We start from the raw sequence: 21,577 nt of genomic DNA, 5'->3' as shown, positions 1-21,577 counted from the left end.
GCACGCGTCATCGTTAACGACCATCGCGAGCAAGCTCGCTCCTACAGTTAGTTCGCGTCGGCGCACAGATTGTAGGAGCGAGCTTGCTCGCGAAAAACCTGCAGGCGCCGCGTTTATTCAGACAGCACGCGTCATCGTTAACGACCATCGCGAGCAAGCTCGCTCCTACAGTTAGATGTCGCCACACAGGTAGTCAGCCAAGCGCAGCAGCATCTCATCGCAACCGCTCAACTGCTCCAGCGCAATGAACTCGTCAGGCTTGTGCCCCTGATCCATGCTGCCCGGGCCACAGACCACCGTGGGTATCCCGGCCTGATCAAACAGCCCGCCCTCGGTGCCAAACGCGACCGTTCCAAACGCTGAAGAGTTGCTCAACAGCGCAAGCAGCCGCGCCGCTTCACTCTCGGGCGGCGTCGCCAATCCGGGATAAGCGCTCAGCGGCCGCAGGCGAATGTCGGTGTCCGCCTGCACCGCGCGCATCTTGGGCAACACATGTTCGCGGGCGAACGCTTGCAACTGTTCCGCCACTGCCTGGGCATCGAAGTCCGGCAACGCCCTGACCTCGAAATCGAACTCACATTCTGCGGGAACAATGTTCAGCGCCCGGCCACCTTTGATCACACCGGTTTGCACCGTAGAAAACGGCGGATCAAAACGCTGATCGTGGTTGTCGGGATGCGCCAGCTGCTCACCGATCACGCCGAGCCGACCAATCAATTGCGCGGCATACTCGATCGCGTTCACCCCATAAGGCGCATACGCCGAATGGCACGCCGCACCGCGCACTTCGCAACGCATCGCGAGTTTGCCCTTGTGGCCGAGCACCGGCTTGAGCTCTGTCGGTTCGCCGATCAGACAAAGTCGCGGTTTGAATGGCCGCTTCTCCAGCTCGGCCAGCATCGGCCTGACGCCCAGGCAACCCACCTCTTCATCATAGGAAAAGGCCAGGTGCACCGGCGTCAGAAGCTTACGCTGCACGAAGGTCGGGACCGCCGCGAGGACCGAGGCGATGAAGCCTTTCATGTCTGCGGTGCCACGCCCGTACAGGCGCCCATCCTTTTCAGTCAGCCGGAACGGATCGACCGTCCACGCCTGCCCGTCAACCGGCACCACATCGGTGTGACCGGAGAGCACCACGCCACCCGACGCAAGCGGGCCGATGGTCGCGAACAGATTCGCCTTGGTGCCTTCTTCGTTGAAGAAGAGCTCACTCTGAACCCCGTGTTCGGCCAGATAGGCCTCGATGAAACGAATCAACTCAAGGTTGGAATCGCGGCTGACAGTGGCGAAACCAATCAGGCGATCCAGCAGCTCGCGACTGGATGCATCACTCATCCCCAGGCACCCCGTAGCTCGGCGCCGTCGTCGGGTTGAGCGCGCGAGTCAGGTAGTCCTGCATTTGTGGTCGATAGGCTTGCCAGAGGCCATCAAGCTGCCCGATGGGATCTTCCTCGGCCCAGTCCACCCGCAAGTCGATGATCGGCCAGGTGTGGTCACCCACCACTTTCAGCGCGGCGGAATGCACCGGCCCCGCTTCGCCACCGGCCGTCATGGCCGCGTGCATGGCCGCCAGCAACCGGTCCGCCAACTGCCCCGGCTCGGCCTCGAATGCCTCGACCATGGCCTCGATGACCCGCACATCGCTCAGCAGATTACCCGCCGCGACACATTGCTCGCCTTTCACGGCGTTATGCACGCCCAACGACTCTTTACCGCTGAACAGCGCAATCCGGCCTGACGCATCGATCACCGTGACCTGTCGGTACTGGCTCCAGCCATTGGACGTGAGTGCCTTGTCCAGTGCCGCGTCAGGCTCCAGATGCTGGTGCTCCAGCAGGTCCAGGATCTGCGGCCCCAACGCTGGCAGCGTAATGTTCTGCGTAGAAACCGCACCCACACCCGCCCGCGCCCAAGGGCAGCGTGCGCCGACCGCAATGCTGGAAGAACTGATGGCAATACCGAGCTGACCGGTTTCAGGGCAGCGTCCGATAATCGAGAACGTCATGACTCACTCCTTAAAATTCCAATGCACGCGTCATTGCATTCTGTGCATGCACTGGAATCGGAGAAAGCAGCTTTTTTGTGGCTTTGGGTAAGGAAAAAACTGGTCAGCCCCGCAGGCTTACCCGGGAGGATCAATCTGATCCAGCACCCGATTCGCCGTGATCTCCGCCAGCATCACGCTGTTGGAAATCCCCAGCAGCGCATTGCGCGATCCGCCGTCGAGGTGATCGACCAATTGATGGACCATCACATCGACCGAGGCCAGCGTTTCGACCAGATACACCATCAGGGTTTCGGTCGTGGCCTCTGGGTTGACGGTAAACAGGTTGTTGGGTGTGCGCGGCGTGGCTTTGATGTCGGCCGTCGAGGGGAAGTGGACGTTGAGGGCGCGTTCGGCGGCCTCGTTGAGCATTTTGGAATCGGGTTCGTATGGGGATGCCGGATGTGTTTCCGGCGGATTGGGAGTTACTTTGAACATGATCTTCAATTCCTGAGTGATGCCGTCACCGCTCGCGACTAAGCGAAGGGGTGGCGGCTGTACGCAGGTTAGTCGACCGGGGAATTGAAGAAGCCGGCGCACCCGAGGGTGCCCTGCGCACAGCCACCATCAAATACAGGTAGGAAATACCTGTCTGACGGACGCTTGTGCGACTTCAATTACCACCGAGCGACTAAACCCGATCACTGATGAACAGTGACAAGAATCAAGTTACCGATGGCCTCCAAAGCGCACAAGCCGGCGGATTCTGGCGTACCCGTAGGCAACGGCGCAAGGTCGTGTAGCTTGCAGGAAGTATCCTTAAACGTCTTTAAACACGAGCCCTCCGCCAACGTTTAACAACCTGACGAACGCCTCCCACAAAAGGTTAAAACCTGTAGGAGCGAGCCTGCTCGCGAAAGGCTCAAGGACGCCGCTGCGCATCTGGTTTTACGCGTTATCGTTTACGACCTTCGCGAGCAAGCTCGCTCCTACAGGGGGCGCGGTTTTACTTGCGCGGTTTGATCCGCGCGGTCGACTCGGCCGGAACAGGGGTGTTCTGGCTGTTAGGCAGGGTGGAGCGTGTAAACCTGCTTGCGCGTGCCATAGACCGCGATCTGCAGCACTTCGTTACTGACGCTCGCTGCTTCAGCAACCTTGATGAGCTTGACCATGCTGTTGACTGTGCTGGTCTTCGACTGGTACTTGAAGCGCTCAATCTCGGCTACAGAACAGGCACGATAGGCGGCTCGGATCAAGCCGCTTTTTTCAAGAAGGTCGATTTTTTCTGGCGAAATCCACGAAATCAGGTCGGTTATTTTGCCGATCTTTTCATGGAGGTGAGCCACCGCTTGCTGCTCATCAGTGACGTTGAAGCGCTTCCACGCGGGTTCATGGTGGAAAACCCGGTTACGGAACTTCCTGACCAGAGCGACCTGATCTTTGCATCCAGAGAGCATGGCGCCGGCCTGGGTCGTGGGCCATCGCCCCTTGAAAACCCGCCCCAAATGCTTCGGCCAGATAAGGTTGTTGCCCATATATTCGTTATCGAGAACGTACTCCCACGTAGAAAAGTCCGTTTTCGAGACGACTTCCTGGTGATCCGGAGCTCCCTTTACCTTGCGTTTTTTACGCTCAATTGAAGCAGTGTTATAGGCCGATCCAAAATTTTTGATCAGCTTTCCAACCACATCAGGGGCGTTGGCACCAAGGATGAAGCTTTTGTACTTGAGCTTTCCTGCCTTCCACCAAAATTTGCCAATATCCGCAGTCAGAACGGTGTCGATGGAGTTCCGTAGCGTGAAATCTGCCGCACTTAGCAAAGGGTACAGAACCCCACAAACGTGGGAGTTCCAAAGATAGGCCCCCACCAGTTCCGCGTCATTACTGGTCGAAAACACCTTGCTGTAGCTGGCGATTCGGTGAGAACTGATAAGCTGGTCGATCAGTTGGGGTCTATACTGGACGGTATGCGGCATGCTCGGCTTCCTTCTGGCCAGGCGCCTGTATAGGTTGTGGTTGACACGGGTGTCAACCACTCGTAGCATTGATCTACAGGTTGGCACTGAGCTCCAATGAGCGAAAGCTTACGACTCTTTGCAAAGACCACGAAACACCCGCCCCGGCCTCGAGCCGGGGTTTTTGTTTCTGGGGCATACCTACTTGCCTTTTCCTCTTCCTGATCATTTGAGCCTTCGCCGCAGGCCTCTGATGGCATCGATACGAATCATGGCGTGAGCTCACGGACAAAGCGTGCGCACCCTTCAGGATCAGAAGTTAACTGAACGACAGGCACAAAAAAACCGCCTGTTGTGGGCGGTTTTTTTGAACATGTTACTTTCACAGGAGACGGTTTTAGCCGTGTCGCCGAGGTGGAGTCCTGCGCTCTTAGCTCGACCATGTGCAGTAATCTTGGGGAAGTCATGACACACGTGTCAACCTGAATCGGTTGACAAAAGCTTGCCTTGCGCTTCTACCATCACTCCTGCGTCCAGCTCACACTGGATATCGTTATCCTCGTCAAAGTCCAGCTCCCACTCCGACGCCCACCGTTTTGCCCACTTTTCGCGATAGGGTGACTGCAGCACAATCCTGAAAAAAATCAGGTCTTTCTTGGCTTGGCCCGGGCCGTGGCCTCGGCAACTAGAGGGTCATCTGGCCAGTAGTGCTTGGGGTATCTCCCTTTGAGATCCTTCTTCACCTCCGCATAGGTACTCCGCCAGAAATTGGCCAGATCCTGAGTGACCTGCACTGGCCTCCGAGCTGGTGACAAGAGATGTAACGTGAGCAACTGCTTGCCTTGAGCAATACGAGGTGTTTCAGACAGGCCAAACAGCTCTTGAAGCCTCACTGCGAGAACAGGAGGGTACTGCGAATAGTCGACACGAATGCTCGAACCGGACGGCACCTGAATCGTCTGCGGTGCTTGGGCTTCCAATTCCTGCGGAAGCGGCCAAGGGAGCAGATTCCTGACTATCGAAGACAGATCCAACTGGCTGAAGTGACTGAGCCTGGTGACCTTGCCCAAGTAAGGCGAGAGCCATTCCTCAAGGGTTGCCAGCAGGTTTGCATCGCTCAGATCAGGCCATTTACTGCAGGTCTCGCTATTCTGGATCTCCTGCTGACGAAGCAGCTCCACCCGCGCTTGCCACTGCCGCAGCTCCGGCGTCCAAGGCAACAGCTCCAGGCCTTTGCGTCGCACCAGATTCACCAGCGCCTGACTGCGAGCGGTTTCATCGAGACCGGTCAGTGGTTCGCGACTGAGGATCAGCTCGCCGACCTTGCGCTGTCGCTCGGCGCGCAACACGCCTTCGCGCTCGTCCCAATCAAGCTGATCGACGCAACGCACCTGCTCGGCCAGCACCGAATCGAACAACGCCGGATCGAAATCCGCCGCCAGATAAATCCGCTCCTCACGCTGGCCCTGACGACTGCCGAGATCGGCGATCACCAGCCAGGGTTGTTTCATCAGGCTGTCTGCTTCAGCGAACAACGCGGCGCGACCGTTGGCCAAGCGATACTCGGCACCGCCAGCACGACGCTGTTGAGCGACGCGGTCGGGATAGGCCAGCGCCAGCAACGCGCCGAGCCAGCGCGGATGATCCGGATCGCTGACCGGCTGCGCGGCCTTGCCCCGCAGGTAACCGCGATACTGCCGCGCCAGTTGCCGGGCCCGTTGCACCCCGCCCTGGGCGCCGCGTGCGGCGCGTTCTTCACCGGACAACAGCGCCAACCGGCTGTGCAGATCCGCCCCGGCGCCGCGCAAGATATCCCGCTCGCCGAGCAGCGCCGCGACATCGCACGCCATGTCCGCCAGGCCGAGTGCCTGACCGCGCAACAGCAAATGCGCGATGCGCGGATGCGCCGGCAGTTCGGCCATGGCCTGGCCGTGACGGGTCAGCGCGTCACCGTCCAGGGCGCCCAGGCGCTCAAGCAAATCCTGAGCCTGTGCATAAGCGGCGGCCGGCGGCACATCGAGCCACACCAGTTGCCCCGGTGCCACGCCCCAACGACCCAGTTGCAAGGCCAGGCCGGCGAGGTCCGCCGAGAGGATTTCCGCACTGGCATAGGCCGCCAGTTGTTCATGCTGATCCTGCGACCACAACCGATAACACACCCCCGGCTCCAACCGCCCCGCCCGGCCCGCGCGTTGCGTGGCGCTGGCCCGGGAGATGCGCTGGGTGTCGAGCCGGGTCATGCCGCTGCCGGGATCGAAACGCGGCACCCGCGCCAGCCCGGCATCGATCACCACGCGCACGCCGTCGATGGTCAGGCTGGTCTCGGCGATGTTGGTCGCCAGCACCACTTTGCGTTGGCCTGCAGGGGCTGGATCGATTGCTGCATGTTGGGCCGCCAGGTCCAGTTCACCGTGCAAGGGGCAGAGCAACACCTGCGTGCTTTCACCCAGCGCATCGGCCAGTTGTTGGTGCACCCTACGGATTTCCGCCTGGCCCGGCAGAAACACCAGCACACTGCCGGTTTCATCGTTCAAGGCGTCGAGAATGGTCTGCACCAGGCGCGGTTCGATGAACTCGCCCGGCTGGAATGGCCGGCCCCAGCGCATCGCCACCGGGTACATGCGGCCTTCGCTGCGCAGGATCGGCGCATCATCGAGCAAGCCGGCCAGGCGTTCGCCTTCCAGGGTGGCCGACATCAAGAGGATCTTCAGCGGCTGATCGTCGCGAAACAATTCCCGGCCATTCAGGCTCAGGGCCAATGCCAGGTCAGCGTCGAGGCTGCGTTCGTGAAATTCATCGAAGATCAGCAGGCCCACACCATCCAGCGCCGGATCGTCCTGCAAACGGCGGGTCAGAATGCCTTCGGTGACCACTTCAATCCGGGTGTTGGGGCCGACTTTGCTGTCGAGACGAATGCGATAACCCACCGTTTCGCCAACCTTTTCGCCCAGCTCACTGGCCAAGCGCTCCGCCGCCGCCCGCGCGGCCAACCGGCGCGGTTCGAGCATCAGGATGGTCTGCCCGGCCAGCCAGGGCTCGTTGAGCAAGGCCAAAGGCACGCGGGTGGTCTTACCGGCACCGGGCGGTGCTTCGAGCACGGCTTCGTGGCGTGTAGCCAAGGCTTCACGCAGGGCGGGTAGAACTTCATCGATCGGCAAAGAAATCATGCTGGCTCCCAAACATAGGAGCCGAGTATAACGGCGAACAAGCCTATACCTTGAATGCTGAACGTATGCGCTCTGCGACTTCAGTGATAGTGACGCCACGCAACCCAACGGCTTTCATATCAACTTCCAGCGAGGGCATAACGTCGAGAAAGCTTCGCAAGTCGTTTGCGATGCTTTGCGGCAGATCAATGTCTGATTCAGCCGAAAGAAGTCGAGACAAAAGCACAACGTCCTTCAAGTGTTTATTGCTTTTGCGGCCTGCCCCCTCCTCCACACAATCCGGATGACTGAGATTGCTCCATGCCTGCGCCTTGAGCGGAATGAGCCGGTCAACGCCGATGTAGGCGAGATCATTCGTATGATTGCGACCTGCGACGATGAAGCTGTAGTAAGTATCGTCGAGCAGAATTGCCGACAAGTCGGAAATCTCTCCATCGACAGGGACCGGGGTCAGATCAGCATTTTCTGGCAGCGTTAAACCGTCGGGTGCCCTTGAGAACAACTCAAGAAGAACCGGGTAACGTTCATCAGAAGGCTTGCCGAACCTGTACCGCTTTGACGGGCCATCAAGCTCCTGTCGCTCGGTATAGCCTCCGCGCTTGATGAACTCCCAGAACTCGGCGCAGAACACTTCATCCAATGCTTCGATGATGAGCACGATGTCCAGATCTCGTGTCGACCGGAACTCAATGCCCACCTCTTCAAGGGTCAGACTGGCTGCAACACCACCGATGAGCACATATCGATCCGCATGGCCGGCAAAGGCTTCGCGGAAGGTATCCAATCCTTTTACCATTCGATTTTCTCCATCATTTCTTCAAGGCTCAGTTGAACTCGGTCGTCAACGTTGTCCCTCAGGCTCAGATAGAGAGACAGAGGATCGACGCTTTCTGGTGACATCGAAATCCGGGTTTGCCCTGTAATGTGTTCAGGGGAATAGCTCCAGATCTCAACCTCAACGACCGGATCGTCGAATGGGTCAACTTCCGTGCGACCGGAGCGAGCGACTTCCAAATCCCAACTTTCTTTGGTGAATGCAATAACGGGTATTGATGGCTCGCCAAGCAAGGACACCCTGCTGAGTGCAGACAACCCTGCGGCTCTTTGCACCCCTGGTTGCCAGTCTGCATACACAACCCGCTTCACCGGGTTTTGCAGAACCGGAAGGGATTTTTCCCATATCGCTCCAGGATCGGCCGCGAAACGCCAGAGTATTGATTTGCTACTGGATACTGGCTCTATCAATCCGAACGAATAAAGCTCTTTCATCGCCCTGGATATCGTCATTTTGGAGTAGAGGTCTGCGTCGACCAGGTCGCCCCCCCGGAAGGTTTCATGCTCCTCCCAGCCTCGATTGAGGGTTGCGATGAGCACAGCCTGGCTAGCCGGGCTCAAGACGGTTTTTTCTGCCTGCCTGCTGCGATAGAACTCACGCAGATCAAGCCCAAGCTGTGGTGCGAACAATTGGTTGCCAGGAACAATGAATTGAACACCGGCCTCAATCAGGCGCTTGCGCTCAAATGATTGGAGTGCACCGGTCGCGTAGAGGATCGGGTGGTGGACGATTTTTTTCAGAACGTCGATGTGCTTGCGAATCTTCGCTGCATTTTCGAAGGGCTCATGAGCGAGTAACACCACGCATGGACACCCCTGTAGCGTCACGAGGTCGAAGGCGTACTCATCCAAGAGATAAAAAGGCAAACCCTTGGACTTCGTCCACCGTTTGATCTCCGGCTTTGCCCCGAAAATCAACTCGAAATAGTTTTGAATTTCTTGCCGGCTGGTTTTCATATCAGCACCACGCAACACGTTTCAAGCACAGTAACAGCGACAATGTTACTGTGCAATAATCGTGTTACAACTGAAATTGATTTACCTGATGCCCGTTAAGCACGGCTTCGTGGCGTGTAGCCAAGGCTTCACGCAGGGCGGGTAAAACTTCATCAATCGGCAAAGAAATCATGCTGGCTCCACAGGGTGTGCCCACAGTAAATTGCGAGTCGCGTTGAAGTTGTGGACGTGCCAGGCAAGGCGCGGGACGCAGGTAAGGGTCGTTTCCTTGCCAAGTCCCGCAACGCAGCATGGCGCGTCCACAGCTTCAGCCCGGAGGGCCGAACCCCGATAACATCCACCAGCCGTTACGCGTTGTCGATCTGGAAAAAACAACATCAATCCTCAGCTATTTCAGTGGGGGTGAGACGCGGCCGCAATTTACTGTGGGCACGCCCTGCCGGGCCTAGTATAACGGCGAACTGCCTGGCGTTCGTCGCGGTCCTAATTCATATCGACGACGCTTCGTTTCCCAGATGACTCAGGAGATTTCATATGCGTGCTCCCTTTCGCTTGATTGGCGGTGTACTGATCGCGACGTTGCTGACCCAGGTCACCGCCTGCGGTTCGATTTTCTACCCTGACCGTCGTGGCCAGATCGACGGCAAGATCGACCCGGCCATTGCCGCGCTGGATGCCGTGGGCCTGTTGTTCTACATCATCCCCGGCCTGATCGCCTTCGCCGTGGACTTCGCCACCGGCGCGATTTACTTCGAGCCAGGCAAGACCGCCCAGGTGGCCCCGGAAAAACTCCAGGAAGCCATCGGTGCCGACGGCAAGGTCGACAACCACAAGTTGCAGACTATTCTGGAAACCGAACTGGGCCGCAGCTTCCCGCTGGACGACCCACGCCTGATCCAGCACAAGGGCAGCGCCCAGCAATTGGCGATGTTCGGCCTGCAACCCGCTGCGTAAATTCGCGCATTGAAAGGACACGCCGCCCCTATGATCTCCAGCTCCGAACACGCCCGCCTGCTAAGGCTGGCGACCCGTGCCTCGGTGGCGGTGGCCTGCACGTTGATGGTCGCCAAGGCCATCGCCTGGTGGTTGAGCGGTTCGGTGAGCATGCTCGCGGGGCTGACCGACTCGGCACTTGACGGCATCACTTCGTTGCTCAATCTGCTGGCGGTGCATTACGCCTTGCGCCCCGCCGATGAGGATCATCGATACGGGCATGGCAAGGCCGAGTCGCTGGCGGGGATGGCGCAGGCGCTGTTCATTGGCGGCAGCGCGGTGCTGATTGCCTTGCAGGCCGTCGACCGCTTGAAACATCCGGAACCGGTGGGCGCGCCATGGATCAGCATCGGGGTCATCGTGTTTTCCCTGGCGCTGACCCTGGCACTGCTGATGCTGCAACATCGAGTGGTCAAGGCCACCGGTTCCAACGCGGTGCGCGCCGACTCCCTGCATTACCGCTCTGACCTGTTGCTCAACGGCAGCATTCTGGTGGCGTTGGTGCTGGCCGGGTTTGGCTGGCATCAGGTCGACCCGTGGTTCGGCCTGGGGATCGCCGCCTACATTCTCTGGAGCGCGATTCAGATCGCCCGGGAAAGTTTTACGGTGCTGATGGATGAAGAGCTGCCACCGCATATCAGCCAGCACATGCTCGAACTGGCCTGCAACGTCCCGGGCGTATTGGGCGCCCATGACTTGCGCACGCGGGTGTCCGGTAACCAGTGGTTTGTGCAATTGCACCTGGAATTGCCGGGCGAGTTGACGCTGTCAGTCGCCCACGGCATCAGCGACCAGGCCGCCGATGCGATTCACGCTGCTTATCCGCGAGCCGAAGTGCTGGTGCACGCTGATCCGCAGGAAGTGGTGCTGGCGGCCGCCAGGGCTCAATAAGACACCTGATAACCACGGCTGCCCAGGCAGTTGCCCTGGGCCTGGCGGTAGACTTGCACCACCGACGGGTCCGGCTGGTAGGTGGCCGTTCGCGGATCGAAGCCACTCTGCTGCACGGCGTATTGATAGCACTCGTAACCGTCCTGGTTGACCTGCTCCGGCGACTGACCGTTGGCCGGATACGCCACCACGTCATAACCCTGACTGACCGGTTGCGGTTGCGGCTGCACGGGCGGCTCGACCACCACGTAATCCTGAGTGCTTTGCTGATAGGCGTAATAGGACCCGGCCGCCAGGAACAGCAGCGCACCGCCGATCCACACTTCACGGGCGTAATCGGGCAGGTAGCTGACACGAATCCCGCGCGGCGGTTGCACCACGACATAACGCGGACCCTGCGGGCGATACCAGTAGCCCCCGGAATAGAAATAGTCCCGACCACCGTAGGGCACGCGGTAGTCGCGGTCCGGGAAGCGATCGATCACATGACCGGGGCGATATTGCGGGCCGGGGCCCCAGCCGTTGCCATGTCCGTCGGGGCGGCCTGGCCAGCGACGGTCATCGGGGCGCTGACCGTTATTTTGCCAATGCTGGTTGTTATCGCTTCGCCGCGGAGCATCCTGATAGTAACCGCGCTGCGGTTGCTGGGTCTGGCGCACGGTGTCGGGCCGGCCCTGGATCGGCAGGTCATTGGCCGGTAGTTGCGGTGGTGGTGGTGGCGGCCGCACCGGGCTGTTGTAGTCGGGCGGCTGACGGTTGGATTGATTCTGGCCGTTGTGCTCGAACTGACGACTGTTGTCGCCTCGAATGATGTCGTTGTTCTGCGGGCGCGGCTGATTCTGTTGCTGATTATTTTGCGGGCGCGGCTGATTATTGCCGCCATGGCCCTGATTGTTTCCCTGATGGCCATCCGAACCCCGTTGCCCGCCGTCGGGACCTCGGTTTTGCGGCTCATCGGCCAGCGATTGTGCGGTGACACTGACACACAGCAAACCAACTCCGGCCAAACGCCAGATACGCGACTTCATGCTTTTCCTCACTGCGGGTCAGGGCCTGTACATGAGACTGGGAAAGCAGCGGCCGGTTCTGCGACAGGTTATCAGTCACGAAACATATTTGCCGGCTGCTGGCTTGCTGGCGACGGGGCCTTGGGGATTTATACCGATCTTGAGGCCGCCTTCGCTGGCAAGCCAGCTCCTACAGGGGGGCGGGACGGAAGGTAAATCGCACGCAAAAGAAAAGGGAGACCCGTCGGCCTCCCTTTGAGAACTTCGTCCGTGCTCGACGCTTTTGACGTCGGCTCACCTCACGCCGTCTTCTGGACAGTGTGCAGCTCGGGGGCCGGCTCATCCCCTGTGGGGAGTGGCGACCGCAGCTGGCCTGATTGGGCGAGCCGCTGTGGACTGTTTGTCCGAGCAGTGATTCTGGTGATAAGAATAGGCTGAAGGCCGCGACAGAGGATTGCGAAGATTGCTCAAATAAACATGACTTGCGCAATTTTTAACCCTGGATAGATAATCTGCCGCAATTGATATGACAAAGGCCTGATTGATGAGCAAACTCGACCGATACGACCTGAGCATTTTGGCGGAATTGCAGCGCGACGCGCGCATTTCCAACCAGGAGCTGGCCGAACGCATCGGCCTGTCACCCTCGCCTTGCTCGCGCCGGGTCAAGCAACTGGAAGACGACGGCTACATCACCCGCCAGGTGGCGCTGCTGGACCGAAAAATGCTCGGTCTGAGCCTGACGGCTTATGTGCTGATCGGCATGGACCGGCATACGCCGGAGCGTTTCGAGAACTTCGAAGCGGCGATCCGGACATTGCCTCAGGTGCTGGAATGCAGCCTGGTGACGGGGATGGATGCGGACTATCAGCTCAAGGTGGTGGTGCCGGATATGGATCACTATCAGAAACTGCTGCTGGGGCATCTGACCCGGATTGAAGGGGTGACCAGTGTGCGCTCGAGTTTTGTGTTGAATCAGGTGCTCAATAGCACTGAATTGCCTTTGACTCATCTGCGTAGCTGATGACGCCTTCGCGGGCAAGCCTCGCTCCTACGGGGATCTCACCCCTATCCTGTAGGAGCGAGCTTGCTCGCGATGGTCGTCAACGATAACGCTGTGGACCTGACCCCCCACGGCGTTCTCAGGTTTTTCGCGAGCAAGCTCGCTCCTACAGCGAAGGGGCCGGCACAGGTGACGAATAGCTGCGACACACTGCCGCAGGTCAATCCCCCACCCCTCCCCCATGTCGTATACTCCAGCGCCTTTTAGCCCCGCCCGCACTGGAGATGTCCGATGGATCCTGCAGTATTCGAAGAGTGGATGATGACCGGACTGGTCAGCATCCTGATCATTTTCATGGGTTTTATCGTCTGGGATCTGGCGAAAAAATCCAAGGCCGGGCGCTTTGGCTCGTTCATCCTGTTCTTCGTGCTCGGCCTGGGCGTGGCCGCGTTCGTGATCAAAAGCGTGGTCATCGGCCTGATCGAGTCCGGCTCAATTTAAACGCGCAGGCACTTCTTTCCACTGGCCCTGATCGAGCCCTTCGATCGACCAGTCGCCGATTCTGACCCGCACCAGCCGCAACGTCGGCAAGCCGACCGCCGCGGTCATGCGCCGCACCTGACGGTTGCGGCCCTCGCGAATCACCAGCTCAAGCCAGCTGGTGGGCACGCTCTTGCGAAAACGCACCGGCGGATTGCGCGGCCACAATGTCGGCTCTTCCAGCTGCCGCGCTTCGGCGGGCAAGGTCATGCCGTCGTTCAACTCGACGCCATCGCGCAAACGCTGCAATTGCCCGGGGCTCGGCTCGCCTTCCACCTGCACCCAATACGTCTTGGCCAGTTTGTGTTTCGGGTCGGCGATCCGCGCCTGCAGTTGTCCGTCGTTGGTCAATAACAACAAGCCTTCGCTGTCGCGGTCCAGCCGTCCCGCCGGGTAAATCCCGGGGATATCGATGAAATCCTTGAGCGTCGCCCGCCCCTCGCCGTCGCTGAACTGCGTCAGCACATCGAAGGGTTTGTTGAACAGAATCAGCTTCGGTTCGGCCGGCGGCGCTTTGGCGACACGGCGCGGGGCTGATGGCGGGTTATTCGCGCCAGGGCGGCGAGAGACAGGACGTGGAGGACGAGACATGGGCAAGGGAACATCTAACGATCAGGGCTGCTAATGCTAGTGCCCTGACCGCCAAATGACCATGACCACGCGCTATCAGCGGAACGGCGGCTCGTCGAAGCTGCGCAGTTTGCGCGAGTGCAGCGAGTTGAGTTCGGTGCGCAACAGATCCACCGCCTCGATGCCGATCTTCAAGTGCTGGCTGACCGCTCGCTCATAAAAGGCGTTGGCCGAGCCCGGCAGTTTGATTTCACTGTGCAGGGGTTTGTCGGACACGCAGAGCAACGTGCCGTACGGCACCCGCAAGCGATAACCCTGGGCGGCAATGGTGCCGCTTTCCATGTCCACCGCCACCGCACGGGACAGGTTGATCAACGGTCGTTCCTGGGCCCAGCGCAATTCCCAGTTCCGGTCGTCATAGGTCAGGACGGTGCCGGTGCGCAGGCGTTTCTTCAGCTCGTCGCCCTTCTCGCCGGTGATGTTCGCCGCGGCTTGCTGCAAGGCCATCTGCACTTCGGCGAGGGCCGGGATGGGGATGTTCGGCGGCACCACACGGTCGAGAATCCCGTCGCGGCGCATGTAAGCGTGGGCCAGCACATAGTCGCCAATGGTCTGGGACTGACGCAAGCCGCCGCAGTGACCGATCATCAGCCAGCAATGCGGGCGCAATACGGCCAGGTGGTCGGTGATGTTCTTGGCGTTGGACGGGCCGACGCCGATGTTCACCAGGGTCACGCCGTGGCCATCGGTGGCGATCAGGTGATAGGCCGGCATCTGGTAACGGTGCCAGACCACACCCGCGGCAATCGCCGAGGCTTCGCCGTGGTCCATGCTCTTTTCGATGATCACGTTGCCCGGCAAGACCATGCGCACGAAACGCGGATCACTGCGCAGTTGCTCCAGGCCATGGACGATGAACTGGTCGACGTAGCGGTGGTAGTTGGTCAGCAGAATCCACGGCTGCACATGACGCCAGTCGCTGCCGGTGTAATGCACCAGGCGCCGCAGGGAGAAATCCACCCGCGCGGCATCGAACAGCGCCAGCGGCAGCGGGTCGGTGTTTTCCCAATCGTACAGGCCATCGGCAATGCCATCGGTCGCGGCCGACAGGTCGGTACTGGGGAAGACTCGCGCCAGCACGGCGGCGGTGACGCCGGAGCCGGCCAACTCATCACCCTGCTCGACCACGTAGGGATAAGGAATGTTCTGCTGGCTGACGCCCACTTCCACGGTCACGGTGAAGTCGTGCATCAGCGGAACGAGTTGTTCCAGCAGGTATTTGCGGAAAGCGGCCGGGTGGGTGACGGTGACGCTGTAGGTTCCGGGCAGCTGAACCTTGGCATACGCGCGCGTGGTCTGCGGGACTTCGCCCTGGCAGTGATAGGTCAGACGCAGTTCGGGATAACGAAACATTGCACGCTGTTCGGCGTCCGGTTCGACTCGATCCTTGAGGTAACGCTTGAGCGCCTGGGTCAGCGCAGTGGTTGCACGATTGTGCAAGAGCGCAAGCCGGTCCACGGCTTGCTCGGCGGTTTGAACGACAATAAAAGCTTCGGTCACGATCAGCATCCTGTGTTCTGACTTGCAGAGCTTCATCTTGCCTGCAACATCGCTTCACGGGAACAGTGGCATGCTGATTCACAAGTACTGGGTACACCAAAGATCAAATGTGGCGGGCTTGCTCGCGAAGGCGGTGTGTCAGTCAGTATCATTGCCGACTGACACACCGCCTTCGCGAGCAAGCCCGCTCCCACATTAGCCAGGTGTCGCTCACGATGTCGTGGTCAGAAGCCTTGCGGAGTCGAGCGGGCAACAATCGCCTCGACATCCAGGCCGCGAGGCAACGCACCGTAAACCCGCCCACCACCATTCAGGCGGCTGGCGATGAAGGCGTCGCTGACCGTAGCATTGCCCGCCTCCAGCAACAGCCTGGCCTGAAGCCCCAACGCGATGTCTTCGGTCAACTGCCGGGCGCGGTACTGAATGTCGTCCGTGTCCTTGAACGCCACCTGCAATTGACTGATGTGCGCCGCCAGGCGCTTGTCGCCATGACCATCGCCCAATTCGCTGAACAACACATCAAGCACACCCGGCTCCTTGGACAACGCGCGCAGCACGTCGAGGCATTGCACGTTGCCGGAACCTTCCCACGTCGAGTTGACCGGCGCCTCACGGTACAGCCGCGGCAGGATGCTGTCTTCGACATAGCCGGCGCCGCCCATGCATTCGGCGGCTTCGTTGATCATCGCGGGCGCGCGCTTGCAGATCCAGTACTTGCCCACCGCCGTGACCAGCCGGGCGAATTTCGCTTCGTGGCTGTCATCCAGATGATCCAGCGCCCGGCCCATGCGCAGGCTCAAGGCCAGGGCCGCCTCGCTTTCCAGCGCCAGGTCGGCCAATACGTTTTGCATCAAGGGTTGTTCGCTGAGCAGCTTGCCACCGACCCGGCGATGAGCGCAGTGATGGCTGGCCTGGGTCAACGCCTGGCGCATCAAGGCGCTGGAGCCGACCATGCAATCGAAACGGGTCATGGCGACCATTTCGATGATGGTGGGCACCCCTCGGCCTTCTTCGCCCACCATCCAGGCCAGGGCTCCTCGGAACTCCACTTCGCTGGAGGCATTGGAGCCATTGCCCAGTTTGTTCTTCAGACGCTGGATATAGAACTGGTTGCGCGTGTCGTCCGGACGATGGCGCGGCAGCAGGAAACAGGTCAAACCTTTGTCAGTCTGGGCGAGCGTCAAGAAGGCATCGCACATCGGTGCCGAACAGAACCACTTGTGGCCCACCAGTTCATAGGCCTGGCCAGGGCCGCTGGCGCCGACCGGATAGGCTTTGGTGGTATTGGCCCGCACATCGGTGCCGCCCTGCTTCTCGGTCATGGCCATACCAATGGTGACACCGGCCTTGTGGGCCATGCCGACGTTGCGCGGGTCGTATTCGGTGGCGAGGATTTTCGGCAGCCACAGCTGCGCCAGATCCGGCTGCAGGCGCATCGCCGGGACACTGGCAAACGTCATGGTCAACGGGCAGCCACTGCCGGCTTCGGCCTGGCTGTGCAGATACGTCATCGAGGCGCGGGCGACGTGGGCGCCGGGCTGCGGATGCGCCCAGGGCAATGAGGTCAAGCCGTGCTCGACCGCCGTGCGCATCAGCTGGTGATACGCCGGGTGAAATTCCACCAGGTCGACGCGATGCCCGTAACGGTCGTGACTGCTGAACACCGGTTTGTACTGATTGGCCAGAAAACCCGCTTCCATCAGCGGTCCGCCGGCCAGTGCGCCGTAGGCGTCGATCCGCGACTCGGCCCAACCGGCGCCAAAACGCCGCGACCACTCCTGCAGAGGCAGGTCGATGCGATACAGGTTGGTGCCGTCCAGCGAGGGTGGCTGGTTGGTGACTTCGTGGGTTTCGGCGAACTGATGCAGGTTCATGACGGGGCTCCATTGGTCAGCCAAGGGATTTTCAGTTAAGCACCGCCCCACGGCTGAACAAAGTGTCATATCTGCCTAACTGTCGGCGCTTTCGCCCTGTCCGGAGCAAAGCACCCGACGATAGAGCGCCGCCTGCAGGTCTTCGAATTTCAGCGGTTTGTTCAGGTAATCGATCACGGCGCCGCTTGGGCAATGTTCTCGATCAGCGCCCAGGGCAACCACGAATACCGGCAGTTCGGCGCAACCCGGCAAATGACGGATCTGGCAGTGCACAGACATGCCTTTCAGTGGCGGCAACTGACTATCGAGCAATACCGCATCAAAGGCTTCACACTGCAAATAATCGAGCGCAGCGCTGCTGTTGTCGGCCGTGCGCACCCGGAATCCCAACTTGAGCAACATGCCACGCATCACCAGTTGATTGAGGCTGTTGTCATCGATCAACAGCACGGTGCAGTCCTGAGGCAGTCGCAGGCGAGGGAGCGCCCGAGCCATCGAAGGCACTGATGGGCGTTCCACCACGGGCAGTTCAAATTCGACGTCGAGCTGAAAACGGCTGCCGCGCCCGGGCTCGGAGCGGTGAGTCAGACGTCCGCCCAGCAATTCGATCAGTTGCCGACAGATCGCCAGGCCGACGCCCAGGCCACCGTATTCACGGGTCATCGAACCGTCGAGCTGAAAAAACCGCTGGTACATCGTCGCCTCTCCCAGGTCGGTGAAACCGATGCCGGTGTCGATCACCACAAAGGACAGCGCCAGACGGTCGGCCCCCACGGGTTTACCCGTCACCCGCAGCGCCACCCCGCCGATCCGGGTGAACTTGATGGCGTTATCCAGCAGGCATTCCAGGCATTGCGCCAACTTGGCACTGTCACCGAGCAAACGATCCGGCAGCCCCGGTGCCACGTCGACCTTGAAGTCCAGCGACTTGCCCGAGGCATTGCCCTCGAACTGCACTCGCAAGGCGTCGACCACGCCGCGCAAACTGCACAGGGCCGCAACGGTCTTGAGCTTGCCGGCCTGCAGTTCGGTCAGGGTCAGGATGCCATTGACCATGCGCATCATCTCGCGCGCCGAGCCCGCCGCCGTTTGCTGGTATTGCTCCAGTTCGGCGTCCATCTCGACGGTTTGCATCAGTTCCAGCGAACCGATGACCCCGTTCATGGGCGTGCGCAGTTCGTGGGTCAGGGTCGCCAGGAATTCATCCTTGAGCTTGTTGCCGTGCGCCAGTTGCTGGTTCAGCACTTCGAGCGTTTGCCCGGCGTCAAGCAACGTCTGCGCCTGCTGTTCGCGCATGGCATTGATGCGGTCGGCCAGGGCCAGCGACAGCAGCGCCACTTCAATCGCCGCGCCGATCTGGCTGGAATACATGGTCAGGAACACGTTCGGCAGATACCCCAGCACCATCAGCGTATTGATGATGCCCCCGAGCAAAAATGCCGACCAGGCAATGATGAAATACCGCGCCACCCGCAGGCCGCGCAGCCAGGCGAAAATCCCCGCGGCAAAAATCACCAGGGTGAACGTCAGCGCCAGGGCCGTCGCCAGACGCAGGGCCAGGGCATAACTGGTCATCAACGACAACCCGACCACCACGGCGCCGAACGCAATCAGCGCCAACAGCAAGCGATCGAGCCAGCGACTGTAGGTCGCGGTCTGCAGGAAGCTGCGGGCGAACTGGCTGCCGAACAGCCCCGCACAACCGATGAAGAAGGGCGTCGCCGCGTTGGCCCACCAGGGATTGTCCGGCCAGAAATACTCCACGGCCGCGCCATTCACCGACAACTGGTACAAACCGAACGAGGCGATATAGAAGATGTAATACAGGTAACTGGTGTCACGTACGCTGAGGTAGATGAACAGGTTGTAGACCAGCATTCCCAGTAGCACACCATAGATCACGCCCAGCACATAAAGGCGCACCGGCTGGTCTTCGAGGTAAGCGGTGCTCGACCACAACGTCACCGGCGCCTGGATCGAGCCTTCGCTTTCCAGGCGTAGATAGACGGTTTGCGATTGATCGGGCGTAAAAACCAGATTGAACAGGTAATTGTTCTGGCGAATCTCGCGACTGTCGAACGGCAAGGCATCGCCGGTCTGCCGGGCCAACCGGTAGCCCCCGGCCGAATCGGGCACGTACAGGTCAAGGTGATCAAGGGGCGGATAGGCCAGTTCCAGCAGCCAGGTCCGTTGCGCCGCCGGATGGGTCGGGCGGTAATGCAGGTCGATTTTCAGCCAGAACGCCGAACGCGAATAACCGGCGTTGAGGGTGTCGTTATCGTGGGTTTTGAACTGCCCCGCTGCGGCTTGCGCGCGGACATCGTCAATGCTTGCCTGACCACTGGCGTCTTCGAACACTTGCAGGGTTCGGCCCAGGGGAAGGCTTTGGGTGAATTCATCGAACTCGACGGCGCTCGCCATCAGGGGCAAGCACAACAGCAACATCAGCAAATAGCGCATTTAAGCCCCAGCGTGGCCTGTCCGGTTATCTCAGGAAGCCCCTCATTCCCTTTGAGCAGACGTAAAACCGGTATTACCTGTATTGACTTGGATCCACTCTAGCATAGCGGTTGATGGCTATTGAGCACCATGGAAATTTATCCCACAAAGGCTCTAGCACGGGCGTTCCGGCTGTATGCCCTGAGTTAGAGCTGTTTCCCCGGTCAGATTGTGACAATGGCCTGAACGTGCGTGGGTTTTCCGCCTGCAAGGTTGATCGGACGGCACCCGAAAAACGATGTTTGGTGGTAAGCTCGCGCACCATGAATATCTACAGCTCTCGCCCCGTTGTCCTCTGTCTCTCCGGCCACGACCCAAGTGGTGGCGCCGGCTTGCAGGCAGATATCGAAGCCCTGCTCGCTCAGGGTTGTCATGCGGCCCCGGCCGTCACTGCCCTGACCGTGCAAGACACAGTCAACGTCACTGACTTCCGCGTCCTCGACCGTGAGTGGGTGTTGGCCCAGGCCAATGCCGTGCTCAACGATTCCGAAGTCGCGGCCGTCAAACTGGGCATGCTCGGTTCCCTGGAAATGGTCGACACCGTGGTCGAACTGCTGCAGGCGCACCCGCATTTGCCGATGGTCTGCGACCCGGTGCTGCGGGCCGGCGGCGGCGGACGACTGGGCAAGGATGAAGTCGGTTATGCCATGCGCGAACGCCTTCTGCCCCTGGCCATCATTGCCACCCCTAACCTTCCCGAAGCGCGCATTCTCGCCGAACTGCCAGAAGGCACCGCGGACCAGTGCGCGGAAAAACTCTTGCCGTACGTCAAGCACCTGCTGATCACCGGCGGTCATGGCGATGAAGATGAAATACACAATCGCCTGTACAGCCGTGACGGCAGCCGTGAAACCTTCACCTGCCAGCGTTTGCCCGGCAGTTATCACGGCTCCGGCTGCACCTTGGCCAGCGCCTTGGCCGGTCGCCTGGCCCTGGGTGAAAACCTCGCCAGCGCCGTGCGCAGCGCGCTTGACTACACTTGGCGTACCCTGCGGGACGCAGAGCAGCTGGGCAAAGGCCAGTTCGTACCGCGCCGCCTGCCGCTGGATTTCTGTTCGTAACTTTTGATGCGTAAAGCGCAGAGGCTTGTCCGATGAAACTACGTGGCCTTTACGCCATTACCGACAGCCAGTTGCTGGCAGGTAAATTTCTGTCGTACGTGGAGGCGGCGCTGGAAGGCGGCGTCACCCTGCTGCAATACCGCGACAAGAGCAGCGACGAGGCCCGCCGCCTGCGCGAGGCCGAAGCCCTGCGCGATCTGTGCGAGCGCTACAAGACCCGGCTGATCATCAATGATGACGCCGAACTGGCTGCGCGCCTGAACGTCGGCGTGCACCTGGGCCAGACCGACGGCCCGCTGATGCCGGTTCGGGCCCTGCTCGGTCGCCAGGCGATCATCGGCTCGACCTGCCACGCGCAACTCGAACTCGCCGAACAAGCGGCCAGGGAAGGCGCCAGTTATGTCGCCTTCGGCCGCTTCTTCAACTCCACGACCAAACCTGGCGCACCGACCTGCAGCCTCGAACTGCTCGACCAGGCCCGCAGCAAATTGCACCTGCCGATCTGCGCGATTGGCGGCATCACCCTGGATAACGCCGCCCCGCTCGTGGCCCATGGGGTCGATCTGCTGGCGGTGGTCCATGGCCTGTTTGGCGCCGAAAGCACGGCTGAAGTGACCCGCCGCGCCCGCGCATTCAATGCACTGCTTTCTGTTTAAGTAGCTTAAAGTCTGATTTGAGAGCC

18 protein-coding genes and 2 pseudogenes are annotated in these 21,577 nt (G+C 60.2%); 7 read left to right on the top strand and 13 right to left on the bottom strand.

Annotated features, from left to right (window positions below; translation table 11 throughout):
* Positions 1 to 67: 67 nt before the first annotated feature.
* The 8 genes and pseudogenes from ELQ88_RS34550 to ELQ88_RS05750 all read right to left on the bottom strand — a co-directional run.
* Positions 68 to 148 (bottom strand): annotated as a pseudogene (locus tag ELQ88_RS34550) (outer membrane lipoprotein carrier protein LolA); the annotation flags it as partial.
* A gap of 23 nt (positions 149 to 171) precedes the next feature.
* Positions 172 to 1,335: an acetylornithine deacetylase gene (gene argE / locus ELQ88_RS05780; protein ID WP_138964118.1), complete on the bottom strand. Its 1,164-nt coding sequence runs from the start codon at positions 1,333 to 1,335 to the stop codon at positions 172 to 174.
* A complete protein-coding gene (locus ELQ88_RS05775; protein ID WP_138964116.1) occupies positions 1,328 to 2,005 on the bottom strand; it encodes a DUF1028 domain-containing protein in 678 nt (225 codons plus the stop codon). The genes argE and ELQ88_RS05775 overlap by 8 nt, the downstream gene beginning before the upstream one ends.
* A gap of 117 nt (positions 2,006 to 2,122) precedes the next feature.
* Complete coding sequence (locus ELQ88_RS05770; protein ID WP_138964114.1) at positions 2,123 to 2,482, bottom strand: DUF6124 family protein; 360 nt, start codon at positions 2,480 to 2,482, stop codon at positions 2,123 to 2,125.
* Between the two features lie 566 nt (positions 2,483 to 3,048).
* Positions 3,049 to 3,960: a CAAX protease gene (locus ELQ88_RS05765; RefSeq protein WP_138964112.1), complete on the bottom strand. Its 912-nt coding sequence runs from the start codon at positions 3,958 to 3,960 to the stop codon at positions 3,049 to 3,051.
* A gap of 623 nt (positions 3,961 to 4,583) precedes the next feature.
* Positions 4,584 to 7,106 carry an ATP-dependent helicase HrpB gene (gene hrpB / locus ELQ88_RS05760; protein WP_138964110.1) on the bottom strand — a complete coding sequence of 841 codons (2,523 nt, stop codon included), beginning with the start codon at positions 7,104 to 7,106 and terminating at the stop codon, positions 4,584 to 4,586.
* A 43-nt stretch (positions 7,107 to 7,149) separates the two neighbouring features.
* Positions 7,150 to 7,902, bottom strand: a complete 753-nt coding sequence (locus ELQ88_RS05755) for a nucleotidyl transferase AbiEii/AbiGii toxin family protein (protein WP_138964108.1) — start codon at positions 7,900 to 7,902, stop codon at positions 7,150 to 7,152.
* Positions 7,896 to 8,897, bottom strand: a complete 1,002-nt coding sequence (locus ELQ88_RS05750; RefSeq protein ID WP_138964106.1) for a hypothetical protein — start codon at positions 8,895 to 8,897, stop codon at positions 7,896 to 7,898. The genes ELQ88_RS05755 and ELQ88_RS05750 overlap by 7 nt, the downstream gene beginning before the upstream one ends.
* A 534-nt stretch (positions 8,898 to 9,431) precedes the next feature.
* Between ELQ88_RS05750 and ELQ88_RS05740 the strand changes: the two genes are divergently transcribed.
* Together ELQ88_RS05740 and ELQ88_RS05735 are read left to right on the top strand one after the other, a co-directional pair.
* A complete protein-coding gene (locus tag ELQ88_RS05740; RefSeq protein ID WP_064675741.1) occupies positions 9,432 to 9,851 on the top strand; it encodes a hypothetical protein in 420 nt (139 codons plus the stop codon).
* Between the two features lie 30 nt (positions 9,852 to 9,881).
* Complete coding sequence (locus ELQ88_RS05735) at positions 9,882 to 10,781, top strand: cation diffusion facilitator family transporter (protein ID WP_138964104.1); 900 nt, start codon at positions 9,882 to 9,884, stop codon at positions 10,779 to 10,781.
* On the opposite strand, the gene ELQ88_RS05730 is transcribed toward ELQ88_RS05735, so the two are convergent.
* Entirely contained in the window at positions 10,775 to 11,809 is a 1,035-nt protein-coding gene (locus tag ELQ88_RS05730) for a DUF6515 family protein (RefSeq protein WP_138964102.1), read from the bottom strand. The genes ELQ88_RS05735 and ELQ88_RS05730 overlap by 7 nt on opposite strands.
* Before the next feature lie 523 nt (positions 11,810 to 12,332).
* Between ELQ88_RS05730 and ELQ88_RS05725 the strand changes: the two genes are divergently transcribed.
* The 3 genes and pseudogenes from ELQ88_RS05725 to ELQ88_RS05715 all read left to right on the top strand — a co-directional run bounded on the left by ELQ88_RS05725 (position 12,333) and on the right by ELQ88_RS05715 (position 13,292).
* Entirely contained in the window at positions 12,333 to 12,812 is a 480-nt protein-coding gene (locus tag ELQ88_RS05725) for an Lrp/AsnC family transcriptional regulator (RefSeq protein ID WP_007894448.1), read from the top strand.
* A 63-nt stretch (positions 12,813 to 12,875) separates the two neighbouring features.
* Positions 12,876 to 12,962, top strand: a pseudogene (locus tag ELQ88_RS34545) (outer membrane lipoprotein carrier protein LolA); the annotation flags it as partial.
* A gap of 120 nt (positions 12,963 to 13,082) precedes the next feature.
* Positions 13,083 to 13,292, top strand: coding sequence for a DUF2788 domain-containing protein (locus ELQ88_RS05715; protein ID WP_064675738.1), 210 nt, complete (start codon positions 13,083 to 13,085; stop codon positions 13,290 to 13,292).
* On the opposite strand, the gene ELQ88_RS05710 is transcribed toward ELQ88_RS05715, so the two are convergent.
* The 4 genes from ELQ88_RS05710 to ELQ88_RS05695 all read right to left on the bottom strand — a co-directional run bounded on the left by ELQ88_RS05710 (position 13,284) and on the right by ELQ88_RS05695 (position 19,795).
* A complete protein-coding gene (locus ELQ88_RS05710; protein ID WP_138964098.1) occupies positions 13,284 to 13,922 on the bottom strand; it encodes a pseudouridine synthase in 639 nt (212 codons plus the stop codon). The genes ELQ88_RS05715 and ELQ88_RS05710 overlap by 9 nt on opposite strands.
* Before the next feature lie 75 nt (positions 13,923 to 13,997).
* Positions 13,998 to 15,497, bottom strand: coding sequence for an AMP nucleosidase (gene amn, locus ELQ88_RS05705; RefSeq protein WP_178084674.1), 1,500 nt, complete (start codon positions 15,495 to 15,497; stop codon positions 13,998 to 14,000).
* Positions 15,498 to 15,685: 188 nt separating this feature from the next.
* Positions 15,686 to 17,335: an acyl-CoA dehydrogenase family protein gene (locus ELQ88_RS05700; RefSeq protein ID WP_138964096.1), complete on the bottom strand. Its 1,650-nt coding sequence runs from the start codon at positions 17,333 to 17,335 to the stop codon at positions 15,686 to 15,688.
* Between the two features lie 75 nt (positions 17,336 to 17,410).
* Entirely contained in the window at positions 17,411 to 19,795 is a 2,385-nt protein-coding gene (locus ELQ88_RS05695; RefSeq protein WP_138964094.1) for a hybrid sensor histidine kinase/response regulator, read from the bottom strand.
* A 302-nt stretch (positions 19,796 to 20,097) separates the two neighbouring features.
* Here ELQ88_RS05695 and ELQ88_RS05690 point away from each other — a divergent pair, with 302 nt between their 5' ends.
* Together ELQ88_RS05690 and thiE are read left to right on the top strand one after the other, a co-directional pair.
* Positions 20,098 to 20,895, top strand: coding sequence for a hydroxymethylpyrimidine/phosphomethylpyrimidine kinase (locus ELQ88_RS05690; RefSeq protein ID WP_128874405.1), 798 nt, complete (start codon positions 20,098 to 20,100; stop codon positions 20,893 to 20,895).
* A 32-nt stretch (positions 20,896 to 20,927) separates the two neighbouring features.
* Positions 20,928 to 21,551 (top strand): thiamine phosphate synthase, encoded by a 624-nt coding sequence (gene thiE, locus ELQ88_RS05685; RefSeq protein ID WP_128874404.1) that lies wholly within the window; start codon positions 20,928 to 20,930, stop codon positions 21,549 to 21,551.
* Positions 21,552 to 21,577: the final 26 nt, after the last annotated feature.

The sequence above is a fragment of the Pseudomonas sp. MPC6 genome (assembly GCF_006094435.1).
In the GTDB taxonomy this organism is placed as follows: domain Bacteria; phylum Pseudomonadota; class Gammaproteobacteria; order Pseudomonadales; family Pseudomonadaceae; genus Aquipseudomonas.
This window is presented reverse-complemented; position numbering and strand designations above follow the sequence as displayed.

Bases quoted from the DNA above. Each gene is read 5' to 3' on its own strand.
- argE (WP_138964118.1), bottom strand. From the start codon at position 1,335: ATGAGTGATGCATCCAGTCGCGAGCTGCTGGATCGCCTGATTGGTTTC.
- ELQ88_RS05775 (WP_138964116.1), bottom strand. From the start codon at position 2,005: ATGACGTTCTCGATTATCGGACGCTGCCCTGAAACCGGTCAGCTCGGT.
- ELQ88_RS05770 (WP_138964114.1), bottom strand. From the start codon at position 2,482: ATGTTCAAAGTAACTCCCAATCCGCCGGAAACACATCCGGCATCCCCA.
- ELQ88_RS05765 (WP_138964112.1), bottom strand. From the start codon at position 3,960: ATGCCGCATACCGTCCAGTATAGACCCCAACTGATCGACCAGCTTATC.
- hrpB (WP_138964110.1), bottom strand. From the start codon at position 7,106: ATGATTTCTTTGCCGATCGATGAAGTTCTACCCGCCCTGCGTGAAGCC.
- ELQ88_RS05755 (WP_138964108.1), bottom strand. From the start codon at position 7,902: ATGGTAAAAGGATTGGATACCTTCCGCGAAGCCTTTGCCGGCCATGCG.
- ELQ88_RS05750 (WP_138964106.1), bottom strand. From the start codon at position 8,897: ATGAAAACCAGCCGGCAAGAAATTCAAAACTATTTCGAGTTGATTTTC.
- ELQ88_RS05740 (WP_064675741.1), top strand. From the start codon at position 9,432: ATGCGTGCTCCCTTTCGCTTGATTGGCGGTGTACTGATCGCGACGTTG.
- ELQ88_RS05735 (WP_138964104.1), top strand. From the start codon at position 9,882: ATGATCTCCAGCTCCGAACACGCCCGCCTGCTAAGGCTGGCGACCCGT.
- ELQ88_RS05730 (WP_138964102.1), bottom strand. From the start codon at position 11,809: ATGAAGTCGCGTATCTGGCGTTTGGCCGGAGTTGGTTTGCTGTGTGTC.
- ELQ88_RS05725 (WP_007894448.1), top strand. From the start codon at position 12,333: ATGAGCAAACTCGACCGATACGACCTGAGCATTTTGGCGGAATTGCAG.
- ELQ88_RS05715 (WP_064675738.1), top strand. From the start codon at position 13,083: ATGGATCCTGCAGTATTCGAAGAGTGGATGATGACCGGACTGGTCAGC.
- ELQ88_RS05710 (WP_138964098.1), bottom strand. From the start codon at position 13,922: ATGTCTCGTCCTCCACGTCCTGTCTCTCGCCGCCCTGGCGCGAATAAC.
- amn (WP_178084674.1), bottom strand. From the start codon at position 15,497: ATGAAGCTCTGCAAGTCAGAACACAGGATGCTGATCGTGACCGAAGCT.
- ELQ88_RS05700 (WP_138964096.1), bottom strand. From the start codon at position 17,335: ATGAACCTGCATCAGTTCGCCGAAACCCACGAAGTCACCAACCAGCCA.
- ELQ88_RS05695 (WP_138964094.1), bottom strand. From the start codon at position 19,795: ATGCGCTATTTGCTGATGTTGCTGTTGTGCTTGCCCCTGATGGCGAGC.
- ELQ88_RS05690 (WP_128874405.1), top strand. From the start codon at position 20,098: ATGAATATCTACAGCTCTCGCCCCGTTGTCCTCTGTCTCTCCGGCCAC.
- thiE (WP_128874404.1), top strand. From the start codon at position 20,928: ATGAAACTACGTGGCCTTTACGCCATTACCGACAGCCAGTTGCTGGCA.